At 70.9% G+C, this 18,912-nt stretch carries 18 protein-coding genes, 1 tRNA gene and 1 pseudogene; 8 read left to right on the top strand and 12 right to left on the bottom strand.

Annotated elements, in window-relative coordinates; genetic code table 11:
* Positions 1-65 precede the first annotated feature (65 nt).
* Positions 66-278: a hypothetical protein gene (locus ACFWY5_RS37835; RefSeq protein ID WP_379637629.1), complete on the bottom strand. Its 213-nt coding sequence runs from the start codon at positions 276-278 to the stop codon at positions 66-68.
* A 409-nt stretch (positions 279-687) separates the two neighbouring features.
* Between ACFWY5_RS37835 and ACFWY5_RS37840 the strand changes: the two are divergent.
* Positions 688-1,494: pseudogene (locus ACFWY5_RS37840) on the top strand (sensor histidine kinase); the annotation flags it as partial.
* On the opposite strand, the gene ACFWY5_RS37845 reads toward ACFWY5_RS37840, so the two are convergent.
* Positions 1,417-4,608: a BTAD domain-containing putative transcriptional regulator gene (locus ACFWY5_RS37845; protein ID WP_379637630.1), complete on the bottom strand. Its 3,192-nt coding sequence runs from the start codon at positions 4,606-4,608 to the stop codon at positions 1,417-1,419. The pseudogene ACFWY5_RS37840 and the gene ACFWY5_RS37845 overlap by 78 nt on opposite strands.
* Before the next feature lie 63 nt (positions 4,609-4,671).
* On the opposite strand from ACFWY5_RS37845, the gene ACFWY5_RS37850 reads away from it, so the two are divergent.
* The gene (locus ACFWY5_RS37850) at positions 4,672-5,529 is read left to right on the top strand and encodes an NAD(P)-dependent oxidoreductase (RefSeq protein ID WP_379637631.1); all 858 of its coding nucleotides are present in this window, start codon (positions 4,672-4,674) and stop codon (positions 5,527-5,529) included.
* Here ACFWY5_RS37850 and ACFWY5_RS37855 read toward each other — a convergent pair.
* Complete coding sequence (locus ACFWY5_RS37855; RefSeq protein ID WP_379610765.1) at positions 5,526-6,902, bottom strand: cystathionine beta-synthase; 1,377 nt, start codon at positions 6,900-6,902, stop codon at positions 5,526-5,528. The genes ACFWY5_RS37850 and ACFWY5_RS37855 overlap by 4 nt on opposite strands.
* 127 nt (positions 6,903-7,029) lie before the next feature.
* Here ACFWY5_RS37855 and ACFWY5_RS37860 point away from each other — a divergent pair, with 127 nt between their 5' ends.
* From ACFWY5_RS37860 to ACFWY5_RS37870, 3 genes are all read left to right on the top strand, one after another.
* Positions 7,030-8,013: an SGNH/GDSL hydrolase family protein gene (locus ACFWY5_RS37860; RefSeq protein ID WP_379610766.1), complete on the top strand. Its 984-nt coding sequence runs from the start codon at positions 7,030-7,032 to the stop codon at positions 8,011-8,013.
* 62 nt (positions 8,014-8,075) lie between these two features.
* On the top strand, positions 8,076-9,416 hold the full coding sequence (locus tag ACFWY5_RS37865; RefSeq protein ID WP_379610767.1) for a PQQ-binding-like beta-propeller repeat protein: 1,341 nt from the start codon (positions 8,076-8,078) through the stop codon (positions 9,414-9,416).
* Positions 9,417-9,472: 56 nt separating this feature from the next.
* Positions 9,473-9,844, top strand: coding sequence for a hypothetical protein (locus tag ACFWY5_RS37870; RefSeq protein WP_379610768.1), 372 nt, complete (start codon positions 9,473-9,475; stop codon positions 9,842-9,844).
* A 9-nt stretch (positions 9,845-9,853) separates the two neighbouring features.
* Here ACFWY5_RS37870 and ACFWY5_RS37875 read toward each other — a convergent pair whose 3' ends face one another.
* A complete protein-coding gene (locus tag ACFWY5_RS37875; protein WP_379637632.1) occupies positions 9,854-10,195 on the bottom strand; it encodes an SgcJ/EcaC family oxidoreductase in 342 nt (113 codons plus the stop codon).
* Between the two features lie 41 nt (positions 10,196-10,236).
* Between ACFWY5_RS37875 and ACFWY5_RS37880 the strand changes: the two genes are divergently transcribed.
* Both ACFWY5_RS37880 and ACFWY5_RS37885 read left to right on the top strand, forming a co-directional pair.
* On the top strand, positions 10,237-11,283 hold the full coding sequence (locus tag ACFWY5_RS37880) for a serine hydrolase domain-containing protein (protein ID WP_379637633.1): 1,047 nt from the start codon (positions 10,237-10,239) through the stop codon (positions 11,281-11,283).
* 56 nt (positions 11,284-11,339) lie between these two features.
* Positions 11,340-12,587 (top strand): acetyl-CoA C-acetyltransferase, encoded by a 1,248-nt coding sequence (locus ACFWY5_RS37885; protein ID WP_379637635.1) that lies wholly within the window; start codon positions 11,340-11,342, stop codon positions 12,585-12,587.
* Positions 12,588-12,896: 309 nt separating this feature from the next.
* Here ACFWY5_RS37885 and ACFWY5_RS37890 read toward each other — a convergent pair whose 3' ends face one another.
* From ACFWY5_RS37890 to ACFWY5_RS37900, 3 genes are all read right to left on the bottom strand, one after another.
* Positions 12,897-13,307, bottom strand: coding sequence for a PPOX class F420-dependent oxidoreductase (locus ACFWY5_RS37890; RefSeq protein ID WP_379637636.1), 411 nt, complete (start codon positions 13,305-13,307; stop codon positions 12,897-12,899).
* Positions 13,308-13,383: 76 nt separating this feature from the next.
* Complete coding sequence (locus ACFWY5_RS37895; protein WP_184967573.1) at positions 13,384-13,617, bottom strand: DUF4287 domain-containing protein; 234 nt, start codon at positions 13,615-13,617, stop codon at positions 13,384-13,386.
* Positions 13,618-13,774: 157 nt separating this feature from the next.
* Positions 13,775-14,569, bottom strand: coding sequence for a Bax inhibitor-1/YccA family protein (locus ACFWY5_RS37900; protein ID WP_379610773.1), 795 nt, complete (start codon positions 14,567-14,569; stop codon positions 13,775-13,777).
* Positions 14,570-14,709: 140 nt separating this feature from the next.
* On the opposite strand from ACFWY5_RS37900, the gene ACFWY5_RS37905 reads away from it, so the two are divergent.
* On the top strand, positions 14,710-15,363 hold the full coding sequence (locus tag ACFWY5_RS37905; RefSeq protein ID WP_379637637.1) for a class I SAM-dependent methyltransferase: 654 nt from the start codon (positions 14,710-14,712) through the stop codon (positions 15,361-15,363).
* A 56-nt stretch (positions 15,364-15,419) separates the two neighbouring features.
* On the opposite strand, the gene ACFWY5_RS37910 is transcribed toward ACFWY5_RS37905, so the two are convergent.
* The 5 genes from ACFWY5_RS37910 to ACFWY5_RS37930 form a co-directional block, all read right to left on the bottom strand.
* Positions 15,420-15,492 (bottom strand) — tRNA-Leu (locus tag ACFWY5_RS37910).
* 49 nt (positions 15,493-15,541) lie between these two features.
* The gene (locus ACFWY5_RS37915) at positions 15,542-16,066 is read right to left on the bottom strand and encodes a peptide deformylase (protein ID WP_379610775.1); all 525 of its coding nucleotides are present in this window, start codon (positions 16,064-16,066) and stop codon (positions 15,542-15,544) included.
* Between the two features lie 84 nt (positions 16,067-16,150).
* Positions 16,151-16,663, bottom strand: a complete 513-nt coding sequence (locus ACFWY5_RS37920) for a glycine cleavage system protein R (protein WP_379610776.1) — start codon at positions 16,661-16,663, stop codon at positions 16,151-16,153.
* Positions 16,664-16,689: 26 nt separating this feature from the next.
* Positions 16,690-18,006 carry an NAD(P)/FAD-dependent oxidoreductase gene (locus tag ACFWY5_RS37925; protein ID WP_379610777.1) on the bottom strand — a complete coding sequence of 439 codons (1,317 nt, stop codon included), beginning with the start codon at positions 18,004-18,006 and terminating at the stop codon, positions 16,690-16,692.
* A gap of 95 nt (positions 18,007-18,101) precedes the next feature.
* A complete protein-coding gene (locus ACFWY5_RS37930) occupies positions 18,102-18,896 on the bottom strand; it encodes a uracil-DNA glycosylase (protein WP_379637638.1) in 795 nt (264 codons plus the stop codon).
* Positions 18,897-18,912 lie beyond the last annotated feature (16 nt).

Consider the following 18,912-nt stretch of genomic DNA (forward strand, 5'->3'; position numbering starts at 1 on the left):
GGTCTCGCGGGCCGATCCCTCCCCCAAGGCTCGCCGGCGCCATGCCCGCCGCCGCGAGCCCCGTCTCAGGCCGCCTTGGGCTGGCGCCGGTCGCCGGTACGGCTCGGCAGCTGAACCACCTCACCCTCGTGCACCGCGCGCGGCGCGTGGATGTGGCGGCCGCTGCCGCCCTCGGCGGGCTCTCCGTTGATCCTGGAGAGCATCACGGGGTCGGCCAGCGCGAGCAGTACGCCCACCACCAGTCCCACACCCAGCAACACGAATCCGATGACGACCATTTCCCCGTCTCCCTTCCGACATATCCAGCATCGGTGACGACCCACCCCTTCCACCTCCGCTGAAGGTCTGGTCTGCGGCGTCGCTACTCGGCCGAACGGTTGATACGGGTGCTCCGACTTCCGGCTTAGGCTCGATGCCGTGGGGGACACCAAGCGCTTCGTCTACTGGATCCGCAGACTCAGCGAAATCGCCATGATCGGCTGGCTGGGCCTGATGCTGATGATCGACGTGGTGGCCGCCGCCGGCGTCGGCGGACCCCAGTGGCTGGTGCCCTTCTGCGGCGTCGCCGGCATCGCCGCCGTGCTGGCCCGGCACAAGCGCCGGGTCGAGGGCTTCACGTTCCTGCTGGCCTTCAGCTTCGTCACCTCCACGATCATCAGCGCCACCAACTACGACGGCGTGCCCGGCATGGCGGAGTCCGGCGCGGTGCTCATCCTCACGATCGGCGTGCTGCGCCACATCCAGCCCGTGCGCAAGGCCGCCGTCTTCGCGCTGGTCTCCCTGATCGTCCTGCTGGCGGAGGCCTCCGGCCGCGACTACCAGAACGCCGGCCTGGCCTTCTCGTTCGTACTGTTCGCCGGCTGGTCGCTGGCGGCCGGCGTGGGCGGATACCTCCGCTTCCAGCAGGAACGCCGCTCGGAAGCCGTCTTCTCGGTACGCCGCGCCGAACGCCTGGAGCTGGCCAGAGAGCTCCACGACCTGGTCGCCCACCACATCACCGGCATCGTCGTCCAGGCTCAGGCCGCCAAGACCGTCGCCGAGATGAAGCCGGAGGCCGTGGTGCCCGCCCTCGACGCGATCGCCGGAGCCGGGGCGGAGGCGCTGACGTCGATGCGCCGCCTGGTCGGCGTGCTGCGCGCGGAGGACGAGGCGGAGCGCAGGCCCGGCACCACGCTGGCCGACCTGCGTCTGCTGACCGAGCGCTTCTCCGCCAACGGGCCGAAGGTGGCCTTCGAGATCGGCCAGGGCGTCGGCGACGGCACGCTGCCGCCCGAGGTCGTCACCACCCTGCACCGCGTGCTGCAGGAGGCGCTGACGAACGTGCGCAGGCACGCGCCCGGCGCCGCCTGGGTCGAGGCGGACCTGCGCGCCTTCCCCAATCTGGTGCGGCTGCGGGTGCGCAACTTCGGCTCGGCCTCAGACCCCAGGGTGGCCCGGCTGGGTGGCGGCTTCGGCCTGGTCGGCATGGCCGAGCGGGTGGAGGCTCTGGGCGGCAGGCTCTTCGCCGGTCCCACGCCCGAGGGCTACTGGGAGGTGATCGCCGAGTTCCCCCTTGCCTGAGCGGAAGGCCTCGGTGAAGGCCCCGGCGTCCAGGCTCGTCCTGATGCGGGCGGTGATCCGGTCGACGTCGAGCCGCTCGCCGTCCGGCAGCGGGGCGCCCACCGACTTCCTCATGGCGGCGGCCGTACCCAGGTGGCGGGCGGCCTCCTCGGCGCGTCCGGCCAGCGAGAGCGCGCCCGCCAGCCCTTCGAGCGCCAGCGCGACCGCGCGCGGGTCGCCGGTGGAGACGGCGGCCGCGTAGCCCTCCTCCTGCCGGGACAACGCGGTCTCGGCGTCGCCCCGCTGCTCGGCGGCGAAGCCCAGCTCGGCCAGCCCGAACGCGATGCCCGGCGTGCCGCCGACCCGCCGTAGCCAGGCGAACCACGGCAGCAGGTACTCCTCGGCGTCGGCGAAGCGGCCCTGGCGGCGCGCGCTGATCGCCAGCCCGATCACGGCGTGCTCCTCAGCGGACTTCACCGACTGCTCGACCGCCAGCGCGCGGGCCCGCTCGTGGTAGTCGTCGGCGCGCGCGTAGTCGCCCTCCAGCAGCGCCAGGCGGCCCAGCCCGGAGAGCTTGAACGGCGAGGCGATGCCCAGCTCCCCCGCCAGGCGTAGCTGCTCCTCACGCAGTCCGGCGGCCCGCGCGTAGTCGCCGCGGATCTCGGCCGCCATGTCGAGCGCGTCCATGGCCTCGGCCTGACCCCAGCGGTCGCCGAGCTCGCCGAAGATCTCCAGGCTGCGGGCGCCGTCACGCTCCATGGCCGCCAGGTCGCCGCGGCCCACCGCCAGCCTGGCCCGCAGCGCGAGCGCCGCGGCCACGCCCCAGCGCTCCCCCATCGCGCCGAACGCCGTCAGCGCCTTCTCCACCTGGTCGTCGTGGACGGAGAAGCCGCCGTAGGCCCAGGTCACATGGCTGAGGAACCAGTCGTGCAGCGCCCGCCCCAGCGGATCCAGGTCCGCGTACGGCACCGCCTCCGCCGGCTCGCCGATCACCTTGGTGAACCCGGCCAGCCACATGGCCGCCATCGCGCTCTCCCCCGGCGGCCCGCCCCTGGTCAGCGCGTAGGCCAGCGACCTGCGCGCCTCGCCCAGCCGCCCGCGCAGGAACCAGTACCAGGCCATCGCGTTCACCAGCCGCAGCGGCTCGGGCCCTTCGAGCGCCAGCCGCAGGTTGCCGCTCTCCTGGTCGAGCCGTTCCAGGCAGTCGCGCTGGCCGTGCCCGCGCAGGTCGGCGCGCTCGGCCAGCGCCGTGTAGTAGCGCGCGTGCCGTTCCCTGACCAGCTCGTACTCACCGGCCTCCCGCAGCCGCTCCACCCCATAGGCCGCCACGGACTCCAGCAGCCGGAACCGCGGCCCCGCCGTGACCAGCGACCGGTCGACCAGCCTGGCCAGCAGGTCGAGCACGTCGTGGCCCGGCTCCGCGCACACCTGCTCCGCCGCCTCCAGCGTGCACCCGTCAGCGTGTACGGCCAGCCGCCGCAACACCAGCCGCTCCGGCTCGCTCAGCAGGTCCCAGCTCCAGTCGATCATCGCCCGGAGCGTCCGCTGCCGCGCCGGCGCGTCCCGCATGCCGGTGCTGAGCAGCCGGAACCGGTCGTCCAGCCGTCTGGCCAGCTCGTCGGCCCCGAGCGCCCGGACCCGCGTCGCGGCCAGCTCCAGCGCCAGCGGGATGCCGTCCAGCCTGCGGCAGATCGTGCGTACCGCCGGGCCCGGCTCGATGCCCGCCCGCGCCGCGAACAGGGCCACCGCGTCGTCCTCGGCCAGCGGCGGCACCACGTGGACGCGCTCGCCGGTCACGCCCAGCGGTTCCTGGCTCGTGGCCAGCACGCGCAGCTCCGGCGCCGCCTTCAGCAGGATCGCCGCCAGCTCGGCCACCGGCTCGACCAGATGCTCGCAGTTGTCCAGCACGAGCAAGGCCCGCCTCCCGCTCAGCGCCCGCGCGATCCGCGGCTCCAGCGGCTGCGAGGAGTCGTCGCGCACCCCGACCACCGCGGCCAGCACGTCGGCCGGCTGGGTGGTGCCGGTGAGCTCGGCGAGGTACACCCGCTCGGTGTGGCGGCGGGCCACCTCCAGGGCGAGGCTGGTCTTGCCCACGCCGCCGGGGCCGGTCAGCGTGACCAGCCGGTCGCGGCCGAGCCGGTCGACGATCTCGGCGAGCTGGTCGTCCCTGCCGACCAGCGGGGCCAGGGCGGCGGGCAGCCGCGGCGGCGCGGGACGGTCGTCGCGGCCCTCGGCCTCCCAGCGCACCGTGGTCGGGCGCAGCTCGGCGTCTTGGCGCGCCGCCGCCGGACGCGACCCGGAGTCCTGGCTCGCCGTCGCCGGGCGCAGCTCGGGGTCCTGGTGCGCCATCTTCGGGCGCAGCTCGGGGTCCTGGCGGAGGATCTTGGTGTGTAGCTCGGCCAGTTCCGGCGACGGGTCGAGGCCCAGCTCTCCGGCCAGCCTCTCGCGGAGGTCGGCGTAGGTGGCCAGGGCCTCGCTCTGGCGGCCCTGGCGGTACAGGGCGCGCATGTGCACGGCTCTCAGCCGCTCGCGCAGCGGGTGCTCGGCCACCAGGTCGGCCACCTCGATCGGCTCGCCGAGGGCCAGCCGTACCTCGGACAGCTCTTCGACGGCGGCCAGGCGCAGCTCTTCCAGGCGCGCGATCGCGGGCCTGGCGAAGTCGAGGTCGGCCACGTCGGCGTAGGCGGGGCCGCGCCACAGCGCCAGCGCCTGGCCCAGCTCGGCAGCGCGTTCGTGCGGCGGGACGGCGCGGCGGGCGAGCAGTTCCTCGAAGCGGGCCGCGTCGACCCGCTCGGCCACGATCCGGTAGCCGCCGGGGCCGCGCACGACCAGGCCGGGATCGCCCAGGGCGCGCCTGAGCTGCGAGACGCGGGCCTGCAGGGTGCCGGTCGGGTTGCGCGACGGGCGATCGCCCCACAGGTCGTCGATCAGCCGGTCCGCCGAGACCGGGCGGCCCCCGTGCACGAGCAGGTCGGCCAGGAGCGCGCGCACCTTGGGCTCGGCCACGTGCAACGACTCACCGTCGTCGCCCCACACCGCGAGGGGTCCCAGCACCCCGAATCTCACCACGTACCGATTAAACCCGTAGCGGGTCCGTGGAGATTCCGTAGCGTCCTCTCGCAGGGTGAAGCCATGACGACTCAGGTGACAGTGATCGGCCTCGGGCCGATGGGCGCCCAGATGGCGCGGACGTTTCTCGAGGCCGGCTTCGAGGTGACCGTGTGGAACCGGACGGCCGCCAAGGCCGATCCTCTGGTGGCGCTCGGCGCCAAGCGGGCCGAGCGGCCCACCGGCGACCTCATGGTGATCAGCCAGCTCGAGTACCAGGCGATGTACGACAGCCTCGACGGCGTGGACCTCAACGGCAAGGTGCTGGTCAACCTCAGCTCCGACACCCCCGCCAAGCTGCGGGAGGCCGCGGCGTGGGTGGCGGAACGCGGCGGTGTGCTGATCACGGCGGGGATCATGGTGCCGCCGCCCGGCATCGGCCGGCCAGGCTCCTTCGCCTTCTACAGCGGGCCGCGCGAGGTGCTCGACCGGCACACCGCGACGCTCGCCGCGCTGGGCGAGGTCGTCCACGTGGGCGCGGACGAGGGCTTGGCGATGATGTATTACCAGTCGCAGCTGTACGTGTTCTGGTCCACGCTGACCGCGTACATGTACTCAGCCGCGCTCCTCGGCAGCGCCGGGGTGAAGGCTGCCGAGATCGTGCCCTTCTTCCAGGGGCTCGTGGGCTCGCTGGCGGGCGACGGGCCGATGGGCTACCTGAAGATCCTCAGCGAGGAGATCGACGCCGGCGTCTACCCGGGCGCGGAGAACAGCCTGCACATGCAGGCCGTCGGCATGGAGCACGCCCTGCAGGCCTTCCGCGAAGCGGGGCTGGAGACCTCCATGCCGGCGGCGCTGAAGGAGCTGTTCGCGCGCACGGACCGGGAAGGGCACGGCGCCGACGGCCTCGGCGCCGTGATCGAATCGATCAAGAAGCCCTAGTGCGCGGAGTTGGCCAGGAAGGCGAGCAGGTCCTGCCGGGTGAGCAGCCCGGCGGGCTTGCCGTCCTCCAGGACCACCGCGGCGTCCGCCTTCTCCAGCGCCTCGACCGCCCGCGCCACCGGCTCGCCGCCGCCGATCGTGGGCAGCGGCTGCGACATGTGCTCGGCGATCGGGTCGTCGGCCTTGAGCCGGCCCCGGTACAGCGCCTCCAGCAGGTCGCGCTCCACGATCGAGCCGACCACCTCGGCCGCCATGACCGGCGGCTCCTCCTTCATGACCGGCAGCTGTGACACCGAGTACTCGCGCATGATCGCGATCGCCTCGCCGACCGACTCGTGCGGGTGCACGTGCACGAACTCCGGCAGCCCCGCGCCCTTGCGGGCCAGCACGTCGGCCACGAGCCCCTCGTCGGAGGAGGTGGTCAGGAAGCCGTAGTCGGCCATCCAGTCGTCGTTGAAGATCTTCGACAGGTAGCCGCGGCCGCCGTCGGGCAGCAGCACGGCCACGATGTCCGTCGGAGCGGCCTTGGCGGCCACGCGCAGCGCCGCCACCACCGCCATCCCGCACGAACCGCCCACCAGCAGCCCCTCCTCGCGGGCCAGGCGGCGGGTCATGTTGAACGACTCCTTGTCGGAGACCGCGATGATCTCGTCGCAGATCGTGGTGTCGTAGGTGGCCGGCCAGATATCCTCGCCCACCCCTTCCACCAGGTACGGCCGGCCCGACCCACCGGAGTACACCGAGCCCTCCGGGTCGGCGCCGATGATCTTCACCCGGCCGCCGGAGACCTCCTTGAGGTAGCGGCCGGTGCCGCTGATCGTGCCGCCCGTGCCCACGCCCGCCACGAAGTGGGTGATCCGGCCGTCGGTCTGCTCCCACAGCTCCGGCCCCGTGGAGTGGTAGTGGGAGTCGGGGTTGTTCTCGTTGGAGTACTGGTCGGGCTTCCAGGCGTTGGGAATCTCCCTGGCCAGCCGGTCGGAGACCGAGTAGTAGGACTCGGGATGGTCGGGCGAGACGGCCGTCGGGCAGACCACGACGTCGGCGCCATAGGCGCGCAGCACGGCGATCTTGTCCTGGGCGACCTTGTCGGGGACCACGAAGACGCACCGGTAGCCCTTGGTCTGGGCCACGATGGCCAGGCCGACGCCGGTGTTGCCCGAGGTCGGCTCCACGATCGTGCCGCCGGGGCGCAGTGCTCCCGACTGTTCGGCGGCCTCGATCATGCGTACGGCGATGCGGTCCTTGACCGATCCGCCGGGGTTGAAGTACTCGACCTTGGCGAGCACCTGGGCAGGCAGTCCCGCGGATACCTTGTGCAGCCGGACGAGCGGGGTGTTCCCCATGAGCTCGACCAGGGAATCGTAAACGCGCACCGAGGTGTTCACCTTCTTTACCGAAGCTTGGTCAGCTTGCCGGGCGCCGAGATCCCCAGGGGGTGGCGGGCGCTCGGCTAGTTTCAGACAAACGCTACCGCCAGTGGGGTCGAGGGGGGCACGCTACGTGATCTGGACACCGGGGGTGGCGCGGGCGGCGCGGAAGATCGCGGCCGCTGCCGCGCTCGGAGGCGGCGGGCTGACGGCCCTGGGAGCCACGGCCTACGGGCTTCTGATGGCGGAGAGCCTGGTCGCGCGCAAGGTGATCGGCCGGCCGCACGGCATGGAGGGCCCGCCGTCCGACGGCGTGTACGGGGACTTCTCCGGCGAGCCCGTGCGGCTCGTCATGCTCGGCGACTCGACCTCCGTCGGGCTCGGCATGACCGAGCCGGCCAAGACGCCGGGGGTGCTGCTCGCCCACGGGCTGGCCGCGGTGGCCGAGCGACCGGTGCGGCTCGACGTCTTCGGCCGTTCCGGGGCGCCCTCCGCCGACCTGGGCGAGCAGGTGGACCAGGCGCTGCGGGTGCGGCCCGAGATCGCGATCGTCTTCGTGGGCGCCAACGACGTCACCACCCAGACGCCGCCCGCGGTGGCGGTGCGGCATCTGTCCAAGGCGGTGCGCCGGCTGCGTGAGGCGGGGGCGGAGGTGGTCGTGGGGACCTGCCCGGACCTGGGGACCGTACGCCCGCTGGCGCAGCCGTTGCGCTGGGTCACCCGGCGGTGGAGCCGCCAATTGGCCGCCGCGCAGACGGTGGCCGTGGTCGAGGCGGGCGGCAGGACGGTCGCCTTCGCCGACATCCTCGGCCCAGAATTCGCAACAAACCCGGGCGAAATGTTCGGACCGGATCGTTTCCATCCATCTGACCGAGGTTACGCCCAGGCTGCTTACGCGGTGCTACCTTCTGTATGCGCTGCGTTGGCGTTGTGGCCCGAGCCGCGACCCGTCCGTGGCGAAGGACTGCAACCGATCTACCTTGCGGCGGCCACGGCCGCGGAGGAACCCGGAACCGAGGTCAGCGCGACCCGGGTCGCCGGGCGGGCGACCGGCCCCTACGGAAAGTGGGTGACGTTGTTCCGCCGGCGGCTGGGAGAGCTGCTCAACGACGCCTGACCCCGGTCACCCTCCGAGGCCGAGCCGCCACGCCCCGTCCCCACTGGAGATGGATAAGCCTCGTGCTCCGACCTCTCACGAAACCGGCCCTCGCCCTCGCCGTACTCGCCGCCGCCGGCTGTTCCGGCAGCGACGCGGCCACCGCCGAATTCCCCACGTGGCACAACACCGACGTCAACGCCGTCAGCCGGATGGCCGCCGCCGCGGGGGTCGTCACGACCACCTCCATGAAGCCGGACGGCAACCTCGAGACCGTCGCGCTCGACCAGAAGTCCGGCAAGAAGCTGTGGCAGTACCCGGCCACGATGGCCGGACGCCTGCCCGGCATGGGCGTCTCCGCCCCCGCGATCGTGCCGGCCGCCGACGGCCGCCCCGTGGTCGTCGCGCTCGACCCGGCCAAGAAGTCCCGATGGAACGCCACCCTCATCGCCCGCGACGGGCGCACCGGCCAGCAGAAGTGGGCCAGGCCCGTGCACTCGACGTTCGGGCCGCAGCGCTGCGGCCCGTACATCTGCCTGTCGGAGCACACCGCGCTGAGCGGCGCCCGCGTCGTCGTGCTCGAACCGGGCACCGGCAAGACCATGTGGAAGCTGCCCGGCATCGCCGAGGTCGAGTGGTCGGACGCCAACCGGGTCCTGCTGCTCAGGCTCGCGGCCAACCCCATGATCGAGTCCTACGAGCTCAAGACCGGCAAGCTCCAGTGGCAGCAGCCTCTGGAGCAGGCGCTCGGCCCCGGCATCGACATGTCGGGCGGCTGGGCCTTCGGCGCCACCGGCGACAACCTCACCGGCTACATCGCCCCCTACACAGACCCGCGCACCAAGAAGGTGTCCACGTTCGGGCTGTTCTCGATGCGGATCAGCGACGGCACCATCAACTGGATGCGGCCCTCGGTCGTCCGCGTCTACCCGAGCGGCAACCCCGGCTTCGCCCCCGTCGTCCGCCCGGTCGACCAGCAGGGCGCCTATGGCGGATTCGCCCGCCTCGACTCCGACAGCGGCCGCGTCGTCGGCCAGATCACCGCCACCCAGGTGCCCGGCTCCGGCTGGTGGCTGGCCTTCCCCGACCGCATGGAAAAGCTCGGCTTCCTCAAGCACAACACCAAGGGCACCGCCTACGACCTGGCCTCGGGCAAGGCGCTGCCGGTCGAGGACGAGACCGGCTGGAGCTTCTGCGTCACCGACCCCAAGCCACTGCCGTTGCGCGGGCAGGCGCCGGGCTTCTACTCGGTGGCCGCGGTCTGCGAGTACGACCTGGCGGCCGGCAAGCGCGTCCCCGGCTCGTCGGCTCCGCCGTCCTGGTTCACCGGGAGCCAGGAGGGCTGGCGTATGTGGCGCGATGAGAAGGGCGCCCTGCACGGCGTCAACGACGGCACCCCCAACGCGCCCGGCATGTACGGATAGCGCCCCGGGGCCGGAACCGGGACCGGCCCCCGCACCGGTTGGGTAGGGTCGCACGCATGAGACGACTCCCGGCCGTCCTCCTCGCGGTCGTCCTCGCCTCTGGCTGCGGCACCATCCAGGAGGCAGGAGCCATCCTCAACGCGACGGAGGCCTGCGACGAGGCGACCAAGGTCGCCGACGACCTCCTGTCGAAGATTCCCGGCCTGGCCGGCAATCCACCTGAACTGGACAAGGCCGTGGACGCGGCGGCGGAACGGCTGAAGAACATCGGCGTCAAGTCCGGCAACGCCACGCTCAGCGACGCCCTGGGCGCCCTGGCCAACTCCTACCAGGAGACCGAGGTCACCGACGTTCCGGCCGCCATCCAGAAGATCCGCTCGGAGACCACCCGCTCGCTCCAGGTCATCACCCGGGCCTGCGGCGCCTGACATCCCCGCTCAACGCGGGCGGCTGGCGGGCTGGAACCCGAAGGACACGGCCTCCATCAACGGCTTGCGCTGAGTCTTCTGCACGGCCGCGATCCGCCACGCGCCGTCGCTCTCGCGCACGATCGTGTACGTGGCGAGCTTCTTGCGACGCCCTCCGCGGGTGACGACCACGGCCACGTCGTTCCCGTACGTCCGGGTCTCGATGATCTCGACGTTCAGCCGGGTGCCCTTGAGGAAGCTGTCGAACAGGACCTGGTGGGCGCGGCCGATCTCGGCGCCGCCGTGGTAGACGGTGCCGGTGAAGGTGACTGCAAGAGGTGTGGTTTCCCCCAGGTGAACCGGATGGCGCACCTCATGGGAGCGCCGCCCGCCCGCTCATAGCGTTTCCGGTCATGAAGACACTGTTGATCGCCGCTCTCGCCCTCACCGCCGTCACTCCCGCCGACGAGGTCCAGGGCATGCTGGACAGACTGGTCGCCGGCGACAAGGCCACGGCCGCGCTGATCCGGGTGGAGAACAAGACGGGCGGCTGGACGGCCGCGGCGGGCGCCAGAAGCCTCGGGTCGCCGGCACCGGCCAGGGCGGACGGGCATTTCCGGATCGGGAGCGTCACCAAGACGTTCGCCGCCACCGTGATCATGCAGCTCGTGGACGAGGGCAAGGTCCGGCTGGACGCGCCGGTCTCCACCTACCTGGGCGAGCAGGTCAAGGGCGCCGCCACGGTACGGCAGGTGCTCAACCACACCAGCGGGCTCTACGACTACATGCACGAGGCCGGGTACTCCACCAACCGCTGGCGTGGCAAGGACCGGTTCCGGCACTACACGCCGGCCGAACTGCTGAAGGTGGCGGACAGGGGCGAGCACACGGAGCCGGGCAAGGCCTGGTCCTACTCCAACACCAACTACGTGGTGGCCGGGATGATCATCGAGAGGGTGACCGGCCGGCCCTATGGCAGGGAGGTGGAGCGGCGGATCCTGCGGCCGCTCGGGCTGACGCGTACGTCGGTGCCCGGTGACCGGCCGGGCGTGCCGTACCCGCACGCTCGCGGTTACGAGCCCGTGGACGGGAAGATGGTCGACGCGACCAGGATGAACCCGTCCCTGGACGGCGCGGCCGGCGAGATGATCTCCACCACCCGCGACCTCAACCGCTTCACCAAGGCGCTGCTGACCGGGAAGCTCACCAGCGAGAAGTCACTCGCGGCGATGCGGACCACCGAGGACACCAAGGCCGGGTTCGGCTACGGCCTGGGCCTGCAGAAGTACCCGCTGCCCTGCGGCAAGGCGGCGTGGGGGCACAGCGGCGAGCTGATCGGCTACCTGACCTTCAGCTTCACCACCGACGACGGCAACACGATGACGCTCTCGCTGAACCCCGGCACCGAGAAGGCCTCCACCGCGGACCTGTTCGGCATCGCCGCCAAGGCCCTCTGCTGAGCGGCGATCCCGACTGAAATATAGTTCTAGGGAATGCCAACCGAGGAGGGGCTCCCATGCCTGAGGCTGTCATCGTCGCGACCGCACGCTCGCCGATCGGCCGTGCCTTCAAAGGGTCGTTGAAGGACATCCGTCCCGACGACCTGACCGTGCAGATGATCAAGGCGGCACTGGCGAAGGTGCCGCAGCTCGACCCGGCCACGATCGACGACATCATGCTGGGCTGCGGCCTGCCCGGCGGCGAGCAGGGCTTCAACATGGCCCGCGTCGTGTCGGTGATGCTCGGCCTGGACACCGTGCCCGGCACCACCATCACGCGCTACTGCTCCTCCTCGCTCCAGACCACCCGGATGGCCTTCCACGCGATCAAGGCGGGCGAGGGCGACGTGTTCGTCTCGGCGGGCGTCGAGACGGTCTCGCGCTTCGTCCACGGCAACTCCGACTCGGTGCCGTGGCCCCAGGACACCGAGCAGCCCCGGCCCAAGCTCGAGAACTCGATCTTCGACCAGGCCCGCGCCAGGACCGCCACGTTCGCCGCCGGCGGCCAGACCTGGGAGGACCCGCGCCACCACGGCACGGTCCCGGACATCTACATCGCCATGGGCCAGACCGCCGAGAACCTCGCCCAGCTCAAGGGCATCAGCCGCCGCGAGCAGGACGAGTTCGGCGTCCGCTCCCAGAACCTCGCCGAGAAGGCGCTGGCCGACGGCTTCTGGCAGAAGGACATCACGCCCGTCACCCTCCCCGACGGCAGCGTGGTCAGCAAGGACGACGGCCCGCGCGCCGGCACCACCTACGAGGCGGTATCCGGCCTCAAGCCCGTCTTCCGCCCCGACGGCACCGTGACCGCGGGCAACTGCTGCCCACTCAACGACGGCGCCGCCGCGGTGATCGTCATGAGCGACACCAAGGCCGCCGAACTGGGCATCACCCCGCTGGCCCGCATCGTCTCCACCGGCGTCACGGGCCTGTCCCCCGAGATCATGGGCCTGGGGCCGGTGGAGGCGTCCAAGATGGCGCTGTCGCGCGCCGGGATGGCCATCGAGGACGTGGACCTGGTCGAGATCAACGAGGCTTTCGCGGCCCAGGTGATCCCCTCGTACCAGGACCTCGGCATCGACCTGAACCGCCTCAACGTCAACGGCGGCGCCATCGCGGTCGGCCACCCGTTCGGCATGACCGGCGCCCGCATCACCTCAACCCTGATCAACAGCCTCCAACACCACGACAAGTCCATCGGCCTCGAAACCATGTGCGTCGGCGGCGGCCAGGGCATGGCGATGCTCCTGGAGCGCCTTTCGTAGATCTCTTCGAGCTCTTAAGACCTTTGGATCCGTTACGGCGAAGCCGCCCCCACGCCACCCGCCGCCGTCGGCGGGCGCCGATCGTGGGGGTCGCTTCTCACGTCGGACGTGGTCCCCACCGCAACGGCCCACGTAACCCGACACCTACGGCCCCGTGACCCGGCGCCCACGGCCACGCGAACACCGGCTTCAGCCACGTCACCCCGCGCAGCCACCCCCGCGCGCCAAGCGCAGCGCCGGGTTACCGCACGTGTCGAGGCCGGCGCCGTGGCCGAGGCGTGGGGCGGGGTTCCGGGGGTGGGGTGGGGGTTAGCCGTGGGTGTCCGGGCCGGCTTTGGTCAGGGTTATGCGGGCGATCACCCGTTGGTCGCGGACCATGGCCGAGCGGTAGTCGTCCCAGTCGGGGTGTTCGCCGGAGATGTCGCGGTAGTAGGTGATCAGGTGGTCCATCGCGTCCGGGAGCGGGATGATCTCCGCTTGGCCCTCGATCTGGACCCAGTCGCCATAGAAGGCATCCGAGAACACGCACAGGGCGACGTTGGGGTCGCGGCGCATGTTGCGGGTCTTGGCGGCGGTCTCGCGGGTGCTGACGACGGCGTGACCGTCCGCGTCCACGCCCACGGTCACCGGGGACATCTGCGGGCGCCCGTCGCGGTGCCGGGTGAGGAGGACGGCGTGGTGGTGGCTGCGGAGGAAGTCGCGTGCCTGGTTCAGGTCCATGGACACATGATCGCGCGTGGACACGTGCGCGCGCCCGTACCGGTGGCACGGGCGCGAAGGTTGGGGTTCGGGCTCTCTAGATGAAGCCCATCCGGTTACGGCGGTGCCGCTCGTGCTCGAACACGATCGCGGCGGCGTAGCCGTGGGTCAGCCCGTGCTCGTCGGCAAGCCAGTTGGCCCGCTCGTCGCACCTGAGGAAAGCCGGGCCGTTGTCGATCGCTTGGAACCACTCTGGGAGTTCGCGCCCCGTTATAGACGGGACCCTGGCGATGAGCTTTGTTTGCGTCTCCGGTGAGTGGTTCAAGGACATGGGCACCTCCACGGATTCGGGTCCTTTGCTTGACACTGCAACACCAGGTCGTGAAGTGCAACCCCCAAATCGGAAGCGTTTTGTGACTTTGCGGTCGCACACAGAGAAGGCCCCGCCGGACGGCGGGGCCTTCAATGATCGGCTGTGACCAGGTCGATCAGTCGTCGCCGCTGAAGTAGCTCATGAAGCGGAGCACCTCGAGGTAGATCCAGACGAGGCTCAGCGTCAGACCGAAGACGCACTGCCAGGCGAACTTCTCCGGAGCGCCCTGCTTGACGCCCTGCTCGATGGAGTCGAAGTCGAGCAGGAGGAAGAAGCAGCCGAGCAGGATCATCGCGGCGCTGAAGATGATGCCGATCGGGCTGTCGGTGCGCAGGCCGAGACCGCCCGGCATGAAGAACGCGGCGATCCAGTTGACCAGGATCAGGCCGAGCGCGCCGATCGCCGCGGCGACGACGAACCTGACCAGCTTCGGGGTGACCCGGACGATGCGCAACGTGTAGACGGCCAGGACGCCCAGGAAGGCCATCATGGTGCCGATCACGGCGTTGAGCACGATGCCGGGGAAACGCTGCTCGAAGATGCTGCTGAGCGCGCCCAGGAACACACCCTCGAAGACCGCGTAGCCCAGGATGAGCGCCGGGTTGGTGCTCTGCTTGAACGACGCGACCAGGCCGAGGACCAGCGCGATGATCGCCGAGACCACCGCCACCGCGATGGGCACCTCGAGGATCCACGCGGCGCCCGCTGCCGCGACCAGCACACCGAGCGTGATGAAGCCGCGGATGACGACGTCATCGAGGGTCATCGTCCGGTATGCGGGGCTGGCCGGCGGAGCGTACGACGGCTGGTTGTACATGTCCTGCAGGTCCTGCGGCGTCGCCGACGGGCCTGCCCAACCTTGCCCTTGGGTACTTCGGGACTTGCTGAAGACGGGGTTCTTGCTTTGCATCGCTGCCTCCACGCTGCGACCAGTGCGGTCAGCCTAAGGGACCGAGCGTCGCAGAGGTCAACTCCCGCTCGGATCTATGTGCTTTCGAGATTTCAATAACGAGTGGAGGGCGGGCGGAGTTCCCGGGTTCACTGGAGGTCGTGAGCGTTCCGCGTGACTACGACGTCAACCCGCGTAGGTTCGCGCTGGGCTCCCGTTCGCCCGCCGCCCGCGCCCTCTATGTACGGCTGGCCGAGCGCCTGCGCCCGTTCGCCAGGGTGCTGGACGTCGGCTGCGGCGACGGGAACCTGCGGGCCGAGTCGCCCCAGGTCGTCGGCCTGGACGGGTCGATGACCATGCTGCGCGCGCATCCGGCGCCCCGGGTCCTGGGCGAGGCGGCGGCGCTGCCGTTCCGTGATGGAAGCTTTGACGCCGTCACGGCGGTGAACATGCTCTACCACCTCCCCGACCCGCTCCTCGCCATTCGCGAGGCGCGGCGGGTGCTGCGGCCGGGCGGGCTGTTCGTGGCCGTCACCCCCAGCCGCGCCGATTCCCCGGAACTGGCGGCGGTCTGGCGGCCGGCGGCGACCACGTTCGACGCCGAGGAGGCGCCCGCTCTCGTGGGCGAGGTCTTCGAGCGGGTGGAGGTCGAGTCGTGGGACGCCCCGTTGGTCACGCTCGGCGATCGGGCGGCGGTGCGCGACTACCTCGTGACCCGCTTCGTCGGCCCGGCGGACGCCGAGGAGCGGGCCTCCCGGGTACGCACCCCGCTGACGCTGACGAAGCGCGGCGCTTACGTATATGGGAGTTCTTAATTACACAGAGAATTCACCCGACGTGTCTTTGCAGGTCAGAGGCTAGAAATGGGCGGTGCCCCCGGCGGGATTCGAACCCGCACTACAACCCTTTTAAGGGGTTTGCCTCTGCCATTGGGCTACGGGGGCGCCGCAATCATACGAAAGGGACCATGCCTCCGAGGAGCACAACTTTGTATCAGGCGTCACAACTGTGAGGTCTGCGGTGAAGTGATAGCACTCCGGGCACTCTGTCCAGGAACAGCAGACCGTCCAGATGGTCCAGTTGGTGCTGAATACAGCGGGCTTCGAAGGCATCAGCTTCGATGGTGACGAACTCCCCCGAACCCGGCAGGACGCCCTCGACGACGATGCGGGTCGCACGGGAAACGTCGCCGGTCAGACCCGCTATCGAGGCGCAGCCCTCGCGGCCGTCCTCCCATCGGGAGGCCTCGGCCAGCCTCGGATTGACCAGTACGGTCTCGCCCGCGGCCGAACGGCTGCGAGGGTGGCGGCGGGCGTCGAAGGCGATGATGCGCCAGGAGAGCCCGATCTGCGGGGCGGCCAGGCCGGCGCCGGAAGGCTCCTTACGGAGCGTGGCCAGCAGGTCTCCGGCCGCGTTCAGCACGGCGGGATCGGCCGGTTCGACGGGCTCCGCCGTACGCGACAAGGACGGGTGCGGCGCCCGCAGGATCTCCCTGACCGCACCCTCGCCGACGATCACCACACACCCCGGCGGGTCGGAAACGCGGCACGGACCGGCACTGTGGCCTCCAGTGGTGGGTGGGCGGCGCTGGAATCCCCGTCTTCACAGCAGATCCGGTTCCATGGGACGGAAGGTGATCTCCGAGTCGAGCCCGGAGCCCACGGCGGCCAGGCGGCGCATGAGCCCGGCCACGTCCACCTCGGCGGGCAGGTCGACGTCGGCGATGAGGACGTAGAGGCGGCCCGTGAGGCGGGTGCTCATGCCGGTGATGTTGCCGCCGACCGAGGCGAGCACGGCGCTGACGGCCGAGATGATGCCCGGCCGGTCGGGGCCGTGGACGGTCAGGACGTAGCCGATGCCGGTGCCGGGGCAGCCGAAGTCGCGCCTGGCCTCGACCGCCGAGACCGTCACCACCAGCTCGGGCTGCGACAGGTGACGGGTCAGTTCCCTGGTGTCGAGCTCGCCCGAGACGAGCAGCATCATCGCCACGTGACCGCCCAGCAGGGTCATCGTGGAGTCCTGGATGTTCGCTCCGCACTCGGCGAGCGCCCCTGACACCGCCGCGATCACGCCGGGCCTGTCGACGCCGAGCACGGTCACCGCTGAGAGCCCCAACCCAGGATCTCCTTCTCGATCACGCCTTAGCGGCGCATGGTCGCCACCGCGGCCCTGAACCCGTCACGCGGGTGCTCCATCTCGCCCAGCGAGATCGTCTCGCGCTTGAAGAAGAGCGCGAGAGTCCAGTCGACGACGACGCGGACCTTGCGGTTCAGCGTGGGCACCCGGGACAGATGGTAGGTGCGGTGCATGAACCATGCAGGGAATCCGCGAAGCTTGACCCCATAGACGTTGGCGACACCCTGGTGAAGGCCGAGTCCGGCGACCGATCCGACGTACTTGTGGCGGTATTCGACCAGTTTCTGGCCGCGCAGGCTGCGGACGATGTTGTCGGCCAGGACCTTGGCCTGGCGGACCGCGTGCTGGGCGTTGGGCGCGCAGTACTCGCCCGGGTTGGTCACGTCGGGCACGCCGGCGGAGTCACCGGCGGCGAAGGCGTCACGGACGCCGGCGACCGTGAGCATCGTGGTGGTCTTGATCCGGCCGCGCTCGTCCACCGGGAGCCCGCCTTCGGCCACGATCGGGCTGGGCTTGACGCCGGCCGTCCACACGAGCGTCTCCGCGTCGAACTCGGTGCCGTCCGAGAGCACCACGTGGCCGTCCTCGCAGGACTCCAGGCGGGTCTCCAGCTTCACCTCGATGCCGCGCTCGCGCAGCTGCTCCAGCGTCCACTTGCCCATCTCGGGGCCGACCTCGGGCAGCACCCGGCCGGTCGCCTCGACGAGCACCCAGCGGATGTCGGCGGCCTTGATGTTGCGGTAGTAGCGGGTCGAGTGCTTGGCCATGTCCTCCAGCTCGGCCAGGGCCTCCACCCCGGCGAAGCCGGCGCCGACCACGACGAAGGTGAGCGCGCGGCGGCGTACCTCGGGGTCCTCGCTCGACTCGGCCACGTCGAGCAGGTGCAGGACGCGGTTGCGCAGCGCGATGGCCTCGCCGACGGTCTTGAAGCCGATGCCGATGTCGGTCAGGCCGGGGATCGGGAGCGTGCGCGAGATCGAGCCCGCGGCCATGACGATGACGTCGTAGGCGATCTCGCGGGGCGCGCCCTCCGGAGGCTGGAAGGTGACGGTGCGCTCGCCGTGGTCGACCTTGGTGACCCGACCGTTGAGTATGCGCACCTTGGGCAGCACCCGCCGCAGCGGGGCGACCACGTGACGGGGCGAGAGGTTGCCCGCGGCGGCCTCGGGGAGGAACGGCTGGTAGGTCATGTAGGAGTTGGGGTCGATGATCGAGACGCGCACGCTGCCGTCGCGCAGCTCCCTGCGGAACTTGCGCTGCAGCCGAAGCGCTGTGTACAGGCCGACGTATCCGCCGCCGACAATCAAGATGTGCTTGTTCATCTTGAAGCCCCATCCCTCGTGGAATGCTTGTGAAAGCATTCACAAGCTTACGCCGGAGGCTCCGGAAAACGCCAATCTCCTGGACATGGCACGCGTCACACCGACAGTTCGCGGGCCCTGGCGAAGACGTCGTCCAGCATTCCCGCGGTGACCCTGCCGGTGAAAGTGTTCTGCTGGCTGGGGTGATAAGTCCCGAGCAGCGTGACCGGCGTCTCGCCATATGAGACCTTCACCTCGACGCCGTGCCCGAACGCCGGCCGCGGGCGCGGCAGCACGTATCCGGCCTCGCGCAACGCCGGCAACATCGCCTGCCAGGCGAATCCCCCCAGCGCCACCACGACCCGCACGCTCGGCGCGCACAGCGCCATCTCACGGGCCAGCCAGGGGAAGCAGGCGTCCCGCTCCCCGGTCGCCGGCTTGTTCTCCGGCGGGGCGCAGCGCACCGCCGCCATCATCCGCGCGCCGATGAGCTCCTGCCCGTCGCCCGCGTGCGTGCTGCTCTCCTGTACGGCCAGCCCCACCCGATACAGCGAGGCGAACAACCAGTCGCCGCTGCGATCCCCCGTGAAGATGCGCCCCGTCCTGTTGCCCCCGTGGGCCGCCGGCGCCAGCCCCACCAGCAGCACGCGCGGCTCGGACGCGCCCCACCCGGCGATCGGGCGCCCCCAGTACGTCTCGGTCGCGAACGCGCGCCGCCGCACCTCGGCGACTTCCTCCCGCCAGGCCACCAGACGGGGGCACGCGCGGCAGACCGACTGCCTGGCGGCGAGCTCCGTGAGGGTGCTGCTGGTGGCGGCGAGGCGGCGCACGTCCGCGGGATCGCGGGCGACCGGCGTCTCGGCGGTGGCCGGGTCGCCGGGCCAGCCGGTGCCAGGAGGTACGAAGCTCATGACACCGATGGTGCCC

Source organism: Nonomuraea sp. NPDC059007 (assembly GCF_042740555.1).
Taxonomy (GTDB): domain Bacteria; phylum Actinomycetota; class Actinomycetes; order Streptosporangiales; family Streptosporangiaceae; genus Nonomuraea.